Origin of the sequence: Streptomyces sp. NBC_00210 (genome assembly GCF_045160975.1) — a bacterium.
In the GTDB taxonomy this organism is placed as follows: domain Bacteria; phylum Actinomycetota; class Actinomycetes; order Streptomycetales; family Streptomycetaceae; genus Streptomyces.
The window spans coordinates 1,315,025-1,331,286 of the sequence record NZ_CP108120.1; the positions used below are offsets into that span (position 1 = coordinate 1,315,025).

Consider the following 16,262-nt stretch of genomic DNA (forward strand, 5'->3'; position numbering starts at 1 on the left):
CCGGCCGTCCGCGCCCGGCAACAGCTTCCACAGGGTGCCGGTCCGGCGGTCGCGCCAATAGCGGGCACGGGCGACTCGTCCGGGGCGGAGCCCAAGGTCGGCCTAGACGCCCAGTCCCCGGCGCAGCCGGCCCGACGCCAGCCCCAACGCCGTGCCCACCACCGCGGCCAGCCCCGCCATCACCAGGAAGTACCCCGGCCCCGGCAGGTTGTCCTCCGAGAAGCGCACCGCCTGGCCGCCGACGCCCGCGCCCAGCGCCGCCGCCAGCCAGAAGACGCCGATCATCTGGCTGATGAACGTCGCCGGAGCCACCTTCGTCGTCACGCTCATCCCCACCGGGGCGAACGACATCTCACCGCAGGCCTGCAGCAGATAGGCAACCAGCAGCCACAGCGGCGAGACATCGTTACCGCCCGACGCCGCGACGGTGGCCAGTGCCATCACGACCAGGCTCGACCCCATGAAGCCGAGCCCGCAGGCGAGCTTCGCCGGGGCGCCGACGCGGTCCCCGAGCCGCACCCACAGCCGGGCGAAGACCGGCGCCACCGCGATCATGAACAGCGGTACGGCGGACTGGAACCAGCTCGCGGGAATGGTGAAGTCGCCGATCGTGCGGTCGGTCGACGCCTTGGCGAAGAGACTGAAGACCGAGCCGCCCTGGACAAAGATCATCCAGAAGATCGCGGCCGCCAGGAAGACCCAGATGTACGCCTTCACGCGCCCGCGTTCCTCGGTCGTCACCTCACGGCTGCGCAGCAGATAGGTGAAACAGGCGATGGTCGACCCGATCGCGAACAGCCCTGCCAGCATCAGCACATGACGCAGCTTCAGGGTGCCCGCTACCGCGTCCGCCCCGAGGATCAGGCCCACGACCGCGAGGATCACCAGTGCGCCGCGCAGTACCCGCCGGCGCTCCGCCGCACCGGCCCGGCGGGTCGGCTCATTGCCCACGTCCCCGAAGTGTGCGCTGCCGCGGACGTACTGCAGGACACCGATCGCCATGCCGAGCGCCGCGACGCCGAAGCCCAGGTGCCAGTTGACCAGTTCGCCCAGCCCCCCGGTCACCAGCGGTGCGACCACCGCGCTGATCTGGATGCTCATATAGAAGATGGAGAAGCCCGCGTCCCGCTCGGCGTGCGCGTCGCGCGGATAGAAGGCGGCGAGCATGCTGGCCAGGTTCGGCTTCAGCAGGCCGGTGCCCACGGCCAGCAGCCCGAGGCCGCCGTAGAACGTCGGCACGGTCGGCACCGCCATGAAGCAGTGGCCGAGCGCAATGGTGATGCCGCCGTACAGTACGGCCCTGCGGGCGCCGAGGATCCGGTCGCCGATCCAGCCGCCAGGCAGCGAGGCCATGAAGACGGTGGAGAGATAAACCCCGAACAGGGCTGCCGCGGTGCTGTTGCCGAGGCCGAGGCCGCCGTCCGCCTTCGGCTCGGAGGCGTACAGGAAGAGCAGCGCGGCCATGCCGTAGAAGCTGAAGCGCTCCCACATGTCGGTGCCGAACAGAGTGATGAACCAGCGGGGCCAGCCGAGGAAGGTGCGCCGGCTCTTCGACGGGCGGGGCGGCTGCGGCTCCTGCTTCTTGGCCACCGGAGCCGTGGCATCCGTAGTCATCCGTCCTCCTCATACGCGTATGTACGCGCAGGCTGACAGGGCTTGCTTGAAACGGACTCGATGTCGCCGCACGCATCGAGCCGGGCTCCATCGCGGGTCGAAGGGGGGCTGTCACGATCCGCCTGACGCAGTGCGTCCGCCCCCCTGCGAGCACCCTGCAAGCCCCCGGCAAGCACCGTGCAGGACCTCCTGCAACCGATCGAAGCAGCCAGAACCACAAAGGAGTCACGCGATGACCGCTGAGGATCCTCCGCGCACCTTTCCGCTCCCGGCGCCCGATCCGCTGGAGCCGGCGCCGGAGTTCGCGAAGCTGCGCGAGTCGGAGCCCGTCGCGCCGCTGACGCTGCCCACGGGCCACCGGGCGTGGGTGGTGACCCGCTACGAGGACGTACGTCATGTGCTCGCGGACCCCCGGTTCAGCAAGGCCGCGCTGACCGAGCCGGACGCGCCGCGGCTGCTGCCGGTCGCCAAGGGCTCGAAGTCCATCTTCGTGATGGACCCGCCGGAGCACACCCGGCTGCGCAAGCTGGTCACCAAGGCGTTCACCGCGCGACGGATCGAGCAGCTGCGCCCGGCGGTGCGGCAGACCGCCGACCGGCTGATCGAATCCATGGCCGCCGAGGGAGCACCCGCCGATCTGATCGGGCATCTGGCTCAGCCGCTGCCGATCACGGTTATCTGTGAGCTGCTCGGTGTGCCGTACGACGACCATGAGCGGTTCCGGGAATGGACGGATGTGATGCTCAGCGTCTCCGCGGCCTCCCACGAGACCGTGATGGAGGCGCGCATCAGCCTCAACACCTATCTTTCGGAGCTGATCGAGGCGAAGAAGGCCGATCCCGCGGACGATCTGCTCACCGTACTGATCGACGCCCGGGAGGAGGGCGACCGGCTCTCCGAGGAGGAGCTGCTCGCCTTCGGGCACACCCTGCTGGTCGCGGGCTATCACGCGACGACCGGCGAGATAGTCGGCGCCCTGATCACACTGCTGCGCAAGCCGGATCTGTGGGAACGGCTGCTCGGGGACCGGGAGTTGGTGCCCAGCGCGGTCGAGGAGCTGTTCCGCTACTCGCTGGCGGGCGGCGGCGCCGGCGCGATGCGGATCGCCACCGAGGACATGGAGCTGGGCGGCGCGCTGATCCGCGCGGGCGAGGCGGTGCTGCCCGCGATCACCTCGGCGAACCGCGACGAGACGGTCTTCGAGCAGGCCGCCGACGTCGACATCGCCCGCGAGCACAACCCGCATCTGACCTTCGGGCACGGGCTGCACCACTGCCTGGGCGCGCAGCTGGGCCGGATCGAGCTGCAGGAGGCGCTGGGCGCACTGCTCGACCGGCTGCCGGGGCTGCGGCTCGCGGTGCCGGCCGAGGAGTTCGAGTGGGTGCGGGGCATGGCGTTCAAGCGGCCGCAGACGATGCCTGTGACCTGGTGACGGCAGGCGCGCATACGACGGTGCCCCTGGCCTCAAAAGGCCTGGGGCACCGTCGTATGTGTCGAAGACGCCTCAGAAGTCGAGGGCCAGGTCGTACGCGGACAGCCACTCGTTGATGTGCAGGGCCATGTCGACCTCGATACGGGTGAGCTTGCCGGCCGCCGTCTGGTCCCGCCGTACGTCCTCGACGACCGTCGGGTTGAGCAGCGGCAGCACCGGGGCGTCGCCGGCGGCCAGCAGCTTGCCGAACTGCTCCTGGACGTAGGTGTCGTAGGCGGTGTCGTTGGAGATCGGATAGCCGGTCTTGGGGCGGTGCAGGATGGATTCGGGCAGCAGATCCTTGACCGCCGCACGCAGCAGGCTCTTCCACTGGCCGTCGAAGGTCTTGAACTCGCGCGGCGCGTTGAAGACGTACTCCTGCAGCCGGTGGTCGCAGAACGGCACCCGCACCTCCAGGCCGAGCGCCATGCTGAGCCGGTCCTTGCGGTCCAGCAGGGTGCGCATGAAGCGGGTGAGGAAGAAGTAGGTGCACTCGCGGAACTGCTTGTCGCGGCCGCTCTCACCGGGCAGGTTCGGCATGCCCGAGACGGCCTGGCGGTACTGGTCCGCCTGGTAGGAGGGGACGTCCAGATGGGCCGACAGCGGCCCGAACAGCGCGGGCAGCCCGAGGTTGTGGGCGAGGGTCCACGGCAGGGTGCCGGGCCGGCCGTACTCGGGGTGGTGGAACCACGGGTAGCCGCCGAAGAGTTCGTCGGCCGACTCCCCCGTCAGCGCCACGGTGGACTGTCCGCGGATCGCGCGGAAGAGCAGATAGAGCGAGATGTCCATGCTGCCGGGGCCCGCTATGAGGACCGGCCAGTCCATGGCCCGCACGACCGCGCGCCGCACCGACGCCTCGATCATGTCGTCGTTGCCGAGCACAATGTGGTTGTGGTCGGCGCCGACGTGCTCGACGACCTCGTGGACGTACGGGGAGTCGGGCGTCGGGTGGGTGAGGTCGGGTTCGAAGTTGTCGAGATAGCCCGCGAAGTCGACCGCGAAGGAGCGGACCTTTCCGCTGCCGTCCTGTCGCTTGGCGATCGCGGCGAGAGCGGTGAGGGTGCTGGAGTCGAGGCCGCCGGAGAGCATGGTGCACAGCGGCACATCGCTGACGATCTGCCGGGTGACGATGTCCTCGAGCAGCTCGCGGACCGTACTGATGGTGGTCGGGAGGTCGTCCTCGTGCTCGTGGGCCTCCAGCTTCCAGTACCTGCTCAGGGTCGATCCGCCGCGGCCGACCTTGAGGACGTATCCGGGTGTCAGCTCGGGCATGTCACGGATGGCGCCCACGCCCGGTGCCTTGGTGCCCGCGAGGATCTCCCGCAGGCCGTCGGCGTCCACGGTGCGGCTGGCGAGCCGGTTGGCGAGGATGGCCTTGGGCTCGGAGCCGAAGAGGACGCCGCCGCCGGGCAGCTGCTGGTAGTAGAGGGGTTTGATGCCCACCCGGTCGCGTACGAGGAGCAGTTCCTCGCTGCGCGCGTCCCAGATGGCGAAGGCGTACATGCCGTTGAGGCGCTCGACGAAGTCCGCGCCCCACTGCAGATAGGCGCGCAGCACGACTTCGGTGTCGCTGCGGGTGCGGAACCGGTGGCCGAGGCCGACCAGTTCCTCCCGCAGCTCCTGGAAGTTGTAGACCTCACCGCTGTAGGTGAGGCTGGCGAGTACCTGCCCGTTCTCCTCGGCCACCATGGGCTGGCGGCCGCCCTCGAGGTCGATGATGGACAGCCGCCGGTGGCCGAGGGCAGCGTGCTCGGTGATCCAGACGTCACCCGCGTCCGGTCCCCGCAGTGCCATCGTGTCGGTCATCGCCTTTACGGCGGCGACCTCTTGGCGCAGATCACGTGTGAAGTCCACCCACCCGGCGATGCCGCACATTCAGTGTCTCCTCAGTCGATCGGTCGTTCAGTCGTCGATGCCGAAGCGTGTGCCGCTGACCTTGGCCTTCACGGTCAGCAGGACCTTGCCGTCCGCGTCGACGGCGGTGCCGGACCCCTCCGAGACGAAGGTCGTCGGCGAGGTCAGCTTCCCTTCGTGCCGGATCCTGACCTCGTACTGGAAGGCGCCGAGGCCGTTGGTCCACAGATGGCGCAGTACGAAGACGAATCTGTTCTCGCCGGCCCTGCGCCAGACGCCGAGCCCGGTGTGCGAGGCGTTGATGGTCTGTACGACGAGCTGTCCGTCGCTGCCGAAGGAGAAGTGCGCGCGCTCGATCTCGCCGGGCCGCTGGTCGATGCTCACCTGGACCGCCCACACGCCCGCCGGGCCGCCGGCGCCTGCGTGCGCGGAGGCCTCGGCGGCCGGTGCGGCGACGGCGGCCGTCAGGCCTGCTGCCGTCACCGCACCGGTGCCTGTGAGCAGCCGGCGGCGAGTGGTCGACGGTCTGCCGGACATGGTTACTCCTCGTTCGGTACGACGGGCCGACCGGTGCTCTGGTCGGTGACGGAAATGGCCTCCGCCGGGCAGGCCTCGACGACCTCGATCAACTCACCGTCCGGGTCGACGAGTTCGGCGACGGGACGGGTGCGCAGCTTGTCGTCAACGGTGAAGTAGCGCGGGGCCTGCGCGGTGCAGATGCCGCTGCGCTTGCACGCACGGTCCACCGCGATGCGCCACTGGGGCGGGGTCTGCGTGGTCATCGTCCGCCCGCCTTCACCAGGTGACCGGAAGGTTCGCCAGCGCCCGGGCGGTGAGACCTGTCTTCCAGGTCAGCCACTCCACCGGCACGGCGAGCCGGAGGGTGTCCGGCACCTTCTCGATCAGTGTCCGCAGGGCGATCTGCATCTCGAGCCGGGCGAGCTGGGCGCCGAGGCAGTGGTGCACGCCGTAGCCGAAGGACAGATGGACGTTGGGGGTGCGCTCCACATCGAACCGGTCGGGGTCGGCGAAGATCTCTTCGTCGTGGTTGGCCGATCCGAGTGCGGCGATGACCGCCTCGCCCGTACGGACGGTCACTCCGCCGATCTCCACGTCCTCGGTGGCGACCCTGAGCTGGGTGCCGGTGAAGACGAAGGGGTTGTGACGCAGCAGCTCCTCGACCGCGCCGGGCACCAACTCCGGCTTCTTCCTGAGCAGTTCCAGCTGCTCGGGGTGCTGGAGCAGGGTGAACAGGGCGATGCCGAGCGAGTTGGACGTGGACTGGTGCCCGACCGTCATCAGGATCATCGCGAAGTCGAGGAGTTCCTCCTCGGACAGCGACTGTCCCTCGTCACGGGCGTGCACCAGCACACCGAGCAGATCGTCCGTCGGCTCCTGCCGACGGGCCTCGATCAGGCCCCGCAGGTAGCCGACGATATTGCCGCGGGCCTCGCCGACTTCCTCCCGGGTGTGTCCGCCGAGGCTGAAGATGACCTCGCTCCAGGCGTGCAGCCGGTCGCAGTCCTCGTAGGGAACTCCGAGGAGCTCGAAGATGACCTTGATCGGCAGGCTGAGCGCGAAGCACGACATCAGGTCGACCGGGTGCGGCGCTACCAGCACCAGGCCGGCCTGCTCGTCGGCGAGCTGCTGGATCCGCGGGCGCAGTGACTCGACCCGGCGGGCGGTGAAGGCCTGCATCACCAGCCGCCGCAGCCGGGAGTGGTCGGGCGGGTCCATGCCCAGGATGGTCTTGGGCCCGGGGCTGGTGTTGCCCATCCGCGGTGCCCCGGGCGCCTCCGCCGCGGCCCGGCTCAGGCGCGGGTCGACCAGCGCCTGGCGCACATCCGCGTACCGGGTCAGCAGCCACGCCTTGTCACCGGTCGGCAGGGTCACCCGGCTCACCGGAGCCTTCTCGCGCAGGCGGGAGAACTCCTCCGGGGGCTCGAAACCCTCGGGCGCCGGGAACGGGAACGTGAGGAGTTCTTCGTCGATCGACATCGCTACCCCTTCTCTGTATGCGAAGCGCCGCGGCGGCCGCCGTGAGGCGGCCGTTACGCGGCGTCCCTCACTTCTTGCGGCCGACCAGGAGGATGTCGTTGGTGGCCAGGAGCTTCGCGGTGACCTCGGCGAAGCCGGCCTCGTCGAACCACTTCTTGGCGTCGTCGACGTGGTACTCGGAACCGCCGTGGGTGACCACGAGCATCGTCAGGCTGGTCAGCAGGTTGTTCAGCGGGCTGAGCTCGTCGTCCAGCATGGGGTCGTAGACGAGCAGGAAGCCGCCCGGCTTCAGACCGGCGAACGCGCTCTTGATCAGCTGCTGGCGGCGCTCGGGGGACCAGTCCTCCAGGACGTGTCCGATGATGACGACGTCGGCCGTGGGAACCGGGTCCGCGAAGAAGTCGCCGCCGTGGAAGGCGATCTTGTCCTTGAGGCCGAGTCCGCCGATGTGGTCCTCGTACGCCGGCTGCACGGTCGGCAGGTCGAAGACGGTGCCGGTCAGGTGCGGGTGGGCGTCGATGATGGTGGCGAGGAGGTTGCCGCGCGCGCCGCCGACGTCGGTGACGGTCTTGACGGAGCTCCAGTCGAACTCCTTGGCGAGCTCGGGGCCGACGGCCCAGTTGAGCGCGTCCATCATGGCGACGAAGTCGCGCATCTGCTCTTCGCTCTTGTACAGGTGCTTGAACATGTTGTCGTCGCCGTGGCCCTCGATCTGCGACTCACCGGTCTTCAGGGACTCGGTGAAGCCGCCCCACGCCGGGTACAGGACGGCGTTCGAGCGGTCGAGGAAGCGGCCGACGTAGGTGCGCTTGCCCTTGACGAGGTGGGTTTCGGACGCCTCGCTGTTGCCGTACTTGCCGTCCTTGCGCTCCAGGAGCCCGAGGCGGACCAGCGCGTTGAGGAACTCGCGGGAGCCTCGGGAGTGCAGGCCCAGCCGCTCGCGGATCTCCCCCTCGGTCGCAGGCCCGGTCTCGCTCAGCTTGGTGAAGAGCTCGAGTTCGGTGGCCGTCAGAAGGACCTTGGCGCTTCCGAAGGCCATACCCAGTCCGACGATGTCTTGGAGGCTCAGCGAACCCTGCTTTTCGGGTGTGCTTGTCATGCGCCAGGTCCTTTCCCGGTGTGACGGAGAGACGTGTCTGCGCCGTGGCCTCCCGCTACGCCGGGAAGGCGCGGTGAGAGCCGGGAGCACTATTGGTGCCGCGCCTCGAAGACACCTGGAGACCGGACAGAACCCCGCGCATCCAGGTCCTGTCCGGCCTGATCGGCCGGACAGGGCCTGGCTGGTCCGGTTTGGGGGCCAATGCCGGGTCGACCGATCCTTGAGTGGATCTCCAGCGCACTGCTGTAGCCATGAATCAGCTCCGTGCCCGGGAACGGCCGGGGCTGGACCTGTTGCCGAGCCGGCCGCGGCCGGGAAGACGGAGCATGGCATGGAGTTGGGACTGACCGGCAAGGTCGTGCTGCTCACCGGGGGCAGCGGCGGCATCGGCCGCCCTCTGGCGCGCTCCTTCGGCCGCGAGGGTGCCCGGGTGGCGCTCAGCTATCTGCGGCGTGCGGACGCCGCCAAGGAAGTGGCGGCGTCGATCGAGGAGGCCGGCGGCGAGGCGCTGCCGGTCCAGCTCGATCTGACGGACCGTCAATCCATTGACTCGGCGGTCGGCCAGGTGGTCGACAGATGGGGCGCGATCGACATTCTGGTGGTCAACGCCTCGGCGACCGGCGGCCCGAACCCGAAGCCCGTGGGCTTCGAGGAGATCTCCGCCGACACCTGGCTGCCGCTGCTGCGCTCCGAGATTGAGGGCGCCTTCCACACTGTCCAGTCGGTGCTGCCCACGATGAAGTCCGGCGGTTGGGGCCGCATCGTGTTCATGTCGGCGAGCATCGTGCACCGGGGCCGCAAGGGCGAAGAGGCGTACACCGCGAGCAAGGCGGCGCTGCACGGGCTCAGCCGCACCCTGGCCACCGAGCTCTTCACCGACAACATCTTCAGCAATGTCGTGGCCCCCGGGCCCACGGTCACCGAGGGGCTGCTCGGCAAGCTTCCCGACAGCCTCAAGGAGCGCATCGCGGACGTCACTCCCGAACAGGCCAAGCGCCTGCTCAACGAGGGCATGCCGCACCTGCGGTTCTCCACCGTCGACGACGTCAACAACACGGTGCTGTTCCTTGCCTCCGCGGCCAACGGAAACATCACCGGGAATGTGATCAACGTCGACGGCGGCCACTGATCGCCGCGGCGCGAGCCGTTCACGACCGCTCCGTTGGACAGTGCCGCTCGTCCGCACATCCCGTGCCGACGAGAGGCGACAGGAGGTCACGAGTGACGTTCTCCCCGCTCGGCGCGCTGCGCCGGCTCAACCCCTTCCACTGGTCCGCCGGTCTGGTCATCCGCGGCATGGCGGAGCTGCGTATCGCCGATCACCTCGGCGAGAAGCCGCGTACGGCGTCCGAACTGGCCGCGGCGATCGGCGCGCACGAGGAGAGCCTCACCCGCTTTCTGCGGGTGTGCGAGTTGCATGAACTGATCGCCCCTGTTGCCCCGGACCGCTGGCAGCTGACCGAGGCGGGTGAACTGCTGCGCTCCGACATCCCGTCGCTGCGGGGCTTCTCCATTGCGGTCAACGCACCCGGAATGACCCGCCCTTGGGAGCGGATCGCCGACGTGGTGCGTACCGGCGAGCCCGCCACGCGGGCGGTGTGGGGTCTGGATCACTGGGAGTACTACGCCGCCAACCCCGATGAGGCGCGCAGCTATGCCGAGACCTCGGCCTCGCTGTCCCTGGAGGCCGCGGACGCGCTGGTGGCCAGTTACGACTTCACCGGCGCGCGGACGATCGTCGACATCGGCGGCAGCCCGGGCACCGTGCTGGCACGGCTGCTGAAGGAGGTCCCGGCCGCCCGCGGGGTGCTGCTGGACCTCGACTGGGCGGTGCCGTACGCCGACGAGACGCTGACGCTGGCCGGCAGTGCCGACCGGGCCGAGGTGGTCGCCGGTGACTTCCTGCGCGAGGTACCGGCCGGCGGCTCGCACTATCTGCTCAAGAACGTGCTGTGCGATCTCGACGACACGGGCGCCGCACGGCTGCTGTCCAACTGTTTCGAGGCGGCGCCGGCGGGGAGCCGGCTGCTGCTCCTGGACTGGGAGTACACCGAGCACTCCTCGCACGTCCACGCCAATGACGTGGAGTTCATGGTGCTGACCGGGGGCCGTGCCCGCACTCCGGCGCAGTACGAGGAGCTGCTGGCAAAGGCCGGGTTCGGCCCGGCCAGGCGGCTTCCCCTGGCCGGCCATGAGCGGGCCCCCATCGTTTTGCTCGAATCCGTCCGCCCCTGAGGCCGGAGGAGAATCAGAGGTGGTATGTGATGACCAGTGATGTGACGGCAAATCAGGTGCCTGCCTGCGAGGGCGCTCCAGTGATAGGTCCGCCGGCCGCCCAGCATGTCGCCGAACTCGGCTGGGGCATGTGGGCGAGCGCCGCTGTCCAGGCCGCGGCCCAACTGGGCCTGGCCGACGCCGTGGACGACAAACCGATCACGGTCGAGGAGCTGGCGACGGCCGTCGGCGCCGACGCGTCGGCGCTCACCAGGCTGATGCGGGCGCTGGTCGGCTTCGGCATCTTCCGTCAGGAGGGACCCGGCAGGTACTCGCACAGCGAGGCCTCGCGCGCGATGCGCTCGGACGCCCCGGCGTCGCTGACCGACATCATGCTGACCGGCGGCAGCTGGGGCTGGGCAATGTGGGGCAAGCTCGCCGAGAGCGTCCGCAGCGGCAAGTGCGCCTTCCAGGAGACGTACGGCAAGGACCTGTTCACCTATTTCCACGAGGACGACAACGCGGCGGGCGAACAGTGCCTGCGCGGGTACGCGGCGCAGTCCCAGGCGATGAACCCGGGGGTCGTCAAGGCGCTCGATCTGAGCGGGGTTGCGACCTTCTGCGATGTCGGCGGCGGTCACGGCAGCCTGGTGCGGAGCCTGTTGGAGGGCAATCCGCACGTGAACGCGGTGCTGTACGACCGGCCGCACGCCATCGACGCCGCGCTGCCGGAACTGCGCGAGGGCGGTTCGCTCGGCGACCGCTGCGAGCTGGTGATCGGCGACTGCTTCGAGCGGGTACCGGCGGCGGACGTCCATCTGATCCGCCAGGTGCTGCACATGTGGGAGGACGACGCCTGCAACACGGTGCTGCGCAACTGCGTGGAGGCCGGGCACTCCGGTGGCCGGGTCGTACTCCTCGAACAGCTGGTCGCGGATCCGCCGGAGACGCCCTGGGACGCCCTGATGGACCTGCACATGCTGCTGGTGATGGGTGGCTGGGAACGTACCGCCGACGAGTACCGCGTCATGTTCGAGCGGGCCGGGATGGAGTTCACCGGGGTCACTCCCACGGGCACTCCGCTGCGACTGATCGAGGGCAGGATCCCGTAGTGAACGGCTTATTCGGGTTCCAGGAGCGCAAAGCGTTGGCCGGTGCACCCCTCGGGGCGCACCGGCCGCCTTGCGCTGGTCATTTCCTCGGCCTGCCGGCGGCCCGCAGCTTCGCGGTCTGCTCCTGGGTGACCGGGGCGGCGGCGCGCATGAACTCGACGACGGTCCTCAGCTCGTCGTCACCGAACTTCCCGCTCAGCTCGACGAGTGAGGTCGCAAGGCCTTCGAAGAGCGGGAAAATCTGGGCCTCGAGGTTGGGCAGCGGGGTCACGATGACCCGCCTGCGGTCCTTGGGGTCCTTGTCTCTGCGTACAAATCCGGCCCCTTCCAGCCGGTCGATCACTCCGGTGATCGCGCCGGTGGTGACGCCGTTCTCCTCGGCGAGCCCGCCCGCGCTCATGGGGCCTCGCTGGACGAGGGCGCCCAGGCAGTTCAGATCGAGCACGCTCATGCCGAGTCGGTCCGCCACCGCCTGGTGGAAGAGCACCGAGCGGGACACCAGGTTGCGAAGTTCCCGGTCGACTTCCCGAACGAGCTCCTCACGGCCCTCGCTTGACATGTGTCCCGCCTTCCGTATCATCTAGCTAAGTCATTATCTTAGCGACTAAGACAATCACTCCGAGAGAGTTTTAGCCGCTGACCTACCGGCCCAGTCTAGACCCGGCCGGGTTCCCCACCGGACGCAGTGAAGATCACCGAAAGGTCGCATCATGTCCGAGTCCCCAGCCGTACAGGCAACCGCCGTCGGGGCTGATCCACAGCGCAAGAAGGCGCTCATCGTGGTGCTCTTCGCGGCGTTCATGGATCTCCTCGACTCCACGATCGTCAACATCGCGATCCCGCCGATCCAGCGTGACCTGGGCGCCAGCTACTCGGCCGTCCAGTGGGTCGTCGCCGCATACCTGCTCTCCTTCGCCGTGCTGCTCATCCTGGGCGGCCGGCTCGGCGACATGTTCGGCCGCAAGAAGCTCTTCCTGCTCGGCGTCGCCGCGTTCACGCTGACGTCGGCGCTGTGCGGGATGGCGCAGAGCCCGGAGATGCTGATCACCTCGCGTGCCCTGCAGGGCGCGTCCGCGGCGATGATGGTGCCGCAGGTGCTCTCCATCATCACCGCGACCTTCCCGCCGAAGGAGCGGGGTGCCGCACTGGGCGCGTTCGGCGGCGTGGCGGGGCTCGCCACCGTGGGCGGACCGATCGTCGGAGCCGTGCTGATCAACGCCGACTTCTTCGACCTGGGCTGGCGGGTCATCTTCCTGCTGAACATCCCGGTCGGGATCGCGCTGCTGGCCGCCGCCTCCGCGGTGGTGCGCGACTCCAGGTCCCCGCACCCGATCAAGCTGGACGTCGTCGGCACCATCCTGGTCAGCCTCGGCCTGTTGCTGCTGCTGTTCCCGCTGGTGCAGGGCCGTGAAGCCGGCTGGCCGGCCTGGGCGTTCGTCTCGCTGGTCGCCTCGGTGCCGGTGCTGGTGATCTTCGCCGTGCACCAGAAGCGGCGGCACGCCTCCAGCGGTTCGGCGCTGATCCTGCCGGGCCTGTTCAAGAGCCGCTCGTTCTCCGCGGGTCTGCTGGCCAACGTCGTCTTCTTCGCCGTGGTCATCGGGCACTTCCTGATCTTCATCATCTTCTTGCAGACGGGCCTCGGGTTCTCCACGCTGCGAGCGGGTCTGACCGGTCTGCCGTGGTCCTTCGGTGTCAGCTTCGGCGCCGCGTTCTCGGCCACCGTGCTCACTGCCAAGCTGGGCCGCAAGGTCCTGGTCATCGGCGCGGTCCTGCTCGCCGCCGGCCTGGGCGGCATCTCAGCGACCGTCGAGTGGCGCGGCGACCAGATCGGTTCCTGGTGGCTGCTGCCCACCCTGCTCGTCGGCGGTCTCGGAATGGGCATGATCATCGCCCCCATCCTGGACTTCATCCTCTCCGACGTGCCGCCGGAGCACTCCGGCGCGGGTTCCGGTGTGGTCAACGCCGTCCAGCAGGTGGGTGGAGCCATCGGCATCGCCGTCATCGGCGCGATCTTCCTCGGCTTCCTCGGCGGGGCCGCGGACGGCGCGACCAAGGACGTCACACCGCAGCTGCGGGCCGGGCTCGAGAAGGCCGCCGTGGCGCCGGGCCAGCAGGGCGAGATCACCGCTTCCTTCGCCGAGTGCTTCGCGGACCGCACCTCGGCCGCGGACCCGACCGACACACCCAAGAGCTGCGAGGCCCTCAACTCCGTGCAGAGCGCGGGCGCCCAGGCCGCGATCGGCGATGCCGCGCAGGACGCACGGCGGATCGCCTTCAGCACCGCCCTGCAGCGCACGATCCTCGCGCAGATCGGCCTTGTCGCCGTCGTCTTCCTGCTGATCTTCCTGCTGCCGCGCAAGGCGCAGCACCACGAGGAGACGTTCGAGGACGAGACCGAGGCAGCCGCGGCCGGGCAGGTCCCGGGCCAGACCGCGCCGGCCACTGCGCCCTCGCCGCAGAGCACGTCCTGACCAACCCTCACCCCCCGCCGGGGGCCCCGCGGCACCGTCCGCGGGGTCCCCGCCCACCCCCGTCGAGGAGGTCCACCCAATGTCGGAACAGAACACGGAACAGGTGCAGGTGCTCATCGTCGGCGGCGCTGTCGTCGGCCTTTCCACCGCACTGTTCCTCGCCCGCAAGGGCATTCGCACCCTGCTCGTCGAGCGCCACCCGAGCGCCCTGCTGCACCCGCGGGCCCGGGTGATCAACCCCCGTACCGTCGAGGTCTACCGCTCGGCCGGCCTCGAGGACGCGATCTTCGCCGACCGCTCCCTCACCTCCGACCTCAGCGTCAAGCTCATGGTCCGCGCCGAGAACCTTGCGGGGCCGGAGATCTTCTCCGCCCCCATGCAGGACGAGGCCCCGGAGCTCACCTCCGCGGTCACGCCGGTCACCTGGTGCTCCATCGACCAGGACAAGCTGGAGCGCATCGTGGCGGCGCGCGCCGCCGACGAGGGCGCCGACATCCGCTGGTCCACCGAGCTGGTGTCGTTCGAGCAGTCCGATGAGCGGGTCACCGCCGTCGTCCGCGACACGGTCACCGGCGAGGAGCGAACCGTCCACGCCGACTACCTGGTGGGTGCGGACGGCGCGGGCAGTCCCGTACGCAACCAGCTGGGCATCGCCGCCGAGGGCCCCGGCACCCTGGTGCACACCGTCAGCGTCGTCTTCAAGGCCGATCTGACCGGGCCGCTGCGCGGCCGCGATCTCGGACTCGGCTACTTCGACCAGCCTGACAGCGGCACGCTGTTGATGCCGCTCGACGGTTCCCGCTGGGTCTTCTACACCCCGTACCACCCCGAGCGGGGCGAGCGGCTGGAGGACTTCGACGAGGCCCGCTGCATCGAGGCCATCCGCGCCGCGGTCGGCGTGCCCGATCTCCATGTCGAGGGCCTGGAGGTGCAGATCGAGAAGACCGGCGAGAAGATCCTCGGCTTCGAGATCGCCGCCCAACTGGCCGAACGTTACCGCCAGGGCCGGGTCTTCCTGGTCGGGGACGCCGCCCACTCCATGCCGCCCACCGGGGCGTTCGGCGCCAGCACCGGAATCCAGGACGCGCACAACCTCACCTGGAAACTGGCCGCCGTGCTCGACCGCACCGCGGGTCAGGGGCTGCTCGACACGTACGAGGCGGAGCGCAGGCCCGTCGCCCGCTTCACCATCGACTACGCGCTGGCCGAACTGCAGGGCCGCTCGGCCACCGACGGCCATGAGGACGGCCAGGAAGTCAGCTACGCCGCGGCCATCCTCGGCTACCGCTACAAAGCCGGCGCTCTGCTGCCCGAGAAGGGCGACGAGCAGGCGCCGCCCGCGATCGACCCGCGCCGTCTCGGCCGCCCCGGGACACGCGCCCCGCACCTGGCGCTGCGCAAGGACGGCAAGGAGCTGTCCGTACTGGACCTCTTCGGCGAATCGCTGGTGCTGCTCACCGGACCCGAGGCGACCGGCTGGGAGCACGCGGCAGGACCCGCCGCCCAGCGGCTCGGCGTCGACATCGACGTACACCGAGTCGGCAACGGCATCGCGCCCGCCGACCCGGAGGACTCCTGGACCGCAGCCTACGCCGTCGGCAACGACGGGGCGGTGCTGGTGCGTCCGGACGGATTTGTGGCCTGGCGCAGCGACGGCGCTGCCGCCGAGCCGCAGCAGGAACTCGAACAGGTCCTGGGCCACGTGCTCGACCGGCTCGTGTGAAGCAAGACGTGTGAAGAGAGAGAAGGAGTTGATCCATCATGGCCAAGGACCAGGAACAGCAGTTCAGCGAGGCTCTGGGGTCGGTGACGACCGGGCTGCTGAAGTTCGTCGGAGGGGCGTCGGAACTGACCCTCGCCGCCGAGGAGAAGAACAGCGAGGATCTCTACCGCGGACGCTTCTCCGGGCTGGTCCCCGAAGTGCACGCCGCCGCCGGTGTGGTGACGGTGCGCTACCCGCGCCGCCTGCACCCGTTCTCCATCCGCCGGCACAACGGGCAGCTGACGGTCAATGCGTCGGTGCCCTGGGCGGTCGAGATCGACGGCGGCGCCGGGCGGGTCACGGCCGATCTGTCCTCGCTCGAACTGACCAGGCTCGACCTCGGCGGCGGGGCCAGCCATGTCTCGATCGTCCTGCCGCGGCCCAGTGGCACGGTACGTATCCGGATCGGGGGCGGGGCCAGCAATGTCACGTTCCGCCGGCCGCAGGACGTGCCCGCCCGGGTCAAGGTCACCGGCGGCGCCTCCCATCTGACCCTGGACAACCAGCACCTGGACGCCGTCGGCGGCGGACTGGAGCTGGCCGTCCCGGAGTTCGAGGCGGCTGAGAACCGGTACGACATCGAGGTCGTCGGGGGCGCCAGCTCCCTGACCATCGACCGCCCCTAACACCAGGGACTCAGGCGCTCAGGCGGTCCGGGATACTCCCG

Annotated in this window: 14 protein-coding genes; 7 read left to right on the top strand and 7 right to left on the bottom strand. The window is 69.4% G+C overall.

Annotation, left to right across the window (positions count from 1 at the left end; translation table 11 throughout):
- Positions 1-102: 102 nt before the first annotated feature.
- Positions 103-1,614: a peptide MFS transporter gene (locus tag OG729_RS05940; RefSeq protein WP_405804737.1), complete on the bottom strand. Its 1,512-nt coding sequence runs from the start codon at positions 1,612-1,614 to the stop codon at positions 103-105.
- A 232-nt stretch (positions 1,615-1,846) separates the two neighbouring features.
- Here OG729_RS05940 and OG729_RS05945 point away from each other — a divergent pair, with 232 nt between their 5' ends.
- A complete protein-coding gene (locus tag OG729_RS05945) occupies positions 1,847-3,046 on the top strand; it encodes a cytochrome P450 (RefSeq protein ID WP_405804739.1) in 1,200 nt (399 codons plus the stop codon).
- Positions 3,047-3,118: 72 nt separating this feature from the next.
- On the opposite strand, the gene asnB is transcribed toward OG729_RS05945, so the two are convergent.
- From asnB to OG729_RS05970, 5 genes are all read right to left on the bottom strand, one after another.
- Positions 3,119-4,960, bottom strand: coding sequence for an asparagine synthase (glutamine-hydrolyzing) (gene asnB, locus OG729_RS05950; RefSeq protein WP_405804740.1), 1,842 nt, complete (start codon positions 4,958-4,960; stop codon positions 3,119-3,121).
- Positions 4,961-4,987: 27 nt separating this feature from the next.
- Positions 4,988-5,476, bottom strand: coding sequence for a hypothetical protein (locus OG729_RS05955; RefSeq protein WP_360884602.1), 489 nt, complete (start codon positions 5,474-5,476; stop codon positions 4,988-4,990).
- A 2-nt stretch (positions 5,477-5,478) separates the two neighbouring features.
- Positions 5,479-5,721 (bottom strand): ferredoxin, encoded by a 243-nt coding sequence (locus OG729_RS05960; RefSeq protein ID WP_405804742.1) that lies wholly within the window; start codon positions 5,719-5,721, stop codon positions 5,479-5,481.
- A gap of 13 nt (positions 5,722-5,734) precedes the next feature.
- Positions 5,735-6,937 carry a cytochrome P450 gene (locus OG729_RS05965; protein WP_405804744.1) on the bottom strand — a complete coding sequence of 401 codons (1,203 nt, stop codon included), beginning with the start codon at positions 6,935-6,937 and terminating at the stop codon, positions 5,735-5,737.
- 67 nt (positions 6,938-7,004) lie between these two features.
- Positions 7,005-8,036 (bottom strand): methyltransferase, encoded by a 1,032-nt coding sequence (locus OG729_RS05970; RefSeq protein WP_360884611.1) that lies wholly within the window; start codon positions 8,034-8,036, stop codon positions 7,005-7,007.
- A 331-nt stretch (positions 8,037-8,367) separates the two neighbouring features.
- Between OG729_RS05970 and OG729_RS05975 the strand changes: the two genes are divergently transcribed.
- From OG729_RS05975 to OG729_RS05985, 3 genes are all read left to right on the top strand, one after another.
- Entirely contained in the window at positions 8,368-9,165 is a 798-nt protein-coding gene (locus OG729_RS05975) for an SDR family NAD(P)-dependent oxidoreductase (protein WP_360884614.1), read from the top strand.
- Positions 9,166-9,257: 92 nt separating this feature from the next.
- Positions 9,258-10,271, top strand: a complete 1,014-nt coding sequence (locus OG729_RS05980; RefSeq protein WP_405804747.1) for a methyltransferase — start codon at positions 9,258-9,260, stop codon at positions 10,269-10,271.
- A 29-nt stretch (positions 10,272-10,300) separates the two neighbouring features.
- Complete coding sequence (locus OG729_RS05985; RefSeq protein WP_405804749.1) at positions 10,301-11,362, top strand: methyltransferase; 1,062 nt, start codon at positions 10,301-10,303, stop codon at positions 11,360-11,362.
- Between the two features lie 79 nt (positions 11,363-11,441).
- Here the strand turns inward: OG729_RS05985 and OG729_RS05990 are convergent, their stop codons facing one another.
- Positions 11,442-11,921 carry a MarR family transcriptional regulator gene (locus OG729_RS05990; RefSeq protein WP_360884623.1) on the bottom strand — a complete coding sequence of 160 codons (480 nt, stop codon included), beginning with the start codon at positions 11,919-11,921 and terminating at the stop codon, positions 11,442-11,444.
- A 151-nt stretch (positions 11,922-12,072) separates the two neighbouring features.
- On the opposite strand from OG729_RS05990, the gene OG729_RS05995 reads away from it, so the two are divergent.
- The 3 genes from OG729_RS05995 (at position 12,073) to OG729_RS06005 (ending at position 16,221) form a co-directional block, all read left to right on the top strand.
- Positions 12,073-13,833: an MFS transporter gene (locus OG729_RS05995; protein ID WP_405804752.1), complete on the top strand. Its 1,761-nt coding sequence runs from the start codon at positions 12,073-12,075 to the stop codon at positions 13,831-13,833.
- Between the two features lie 79 nt (positions 13,834-13,912).
- Positions 13,913-15,556, top strand: coding sequence for an FAD-dependent monooxygenase (locus tag OG729_RS06000; RefSeq protein ID WP_405804753.1), 1,644 nt, complete (start codon positions 13,913-13,915; stop codon positions 15,554-15,556).
- A 38-nt stretch (positions 15,557-15,594) separates the two neighbouring features.
- Positions 15,595-16,221 carry a hypothetical protein gene (locus tag OG729_RS06005; RefSeq protein WP_360881404.1) on the top strand — a complete coding sequence of 209 codons (627 nt, stop codon included), beginning with the start codon at positions 15,595-15,597 and terminating at the stop codon, positions 16,219-16,221.
- Positions 16,222-16,262 lie beyond the last annotated feature (41 nt).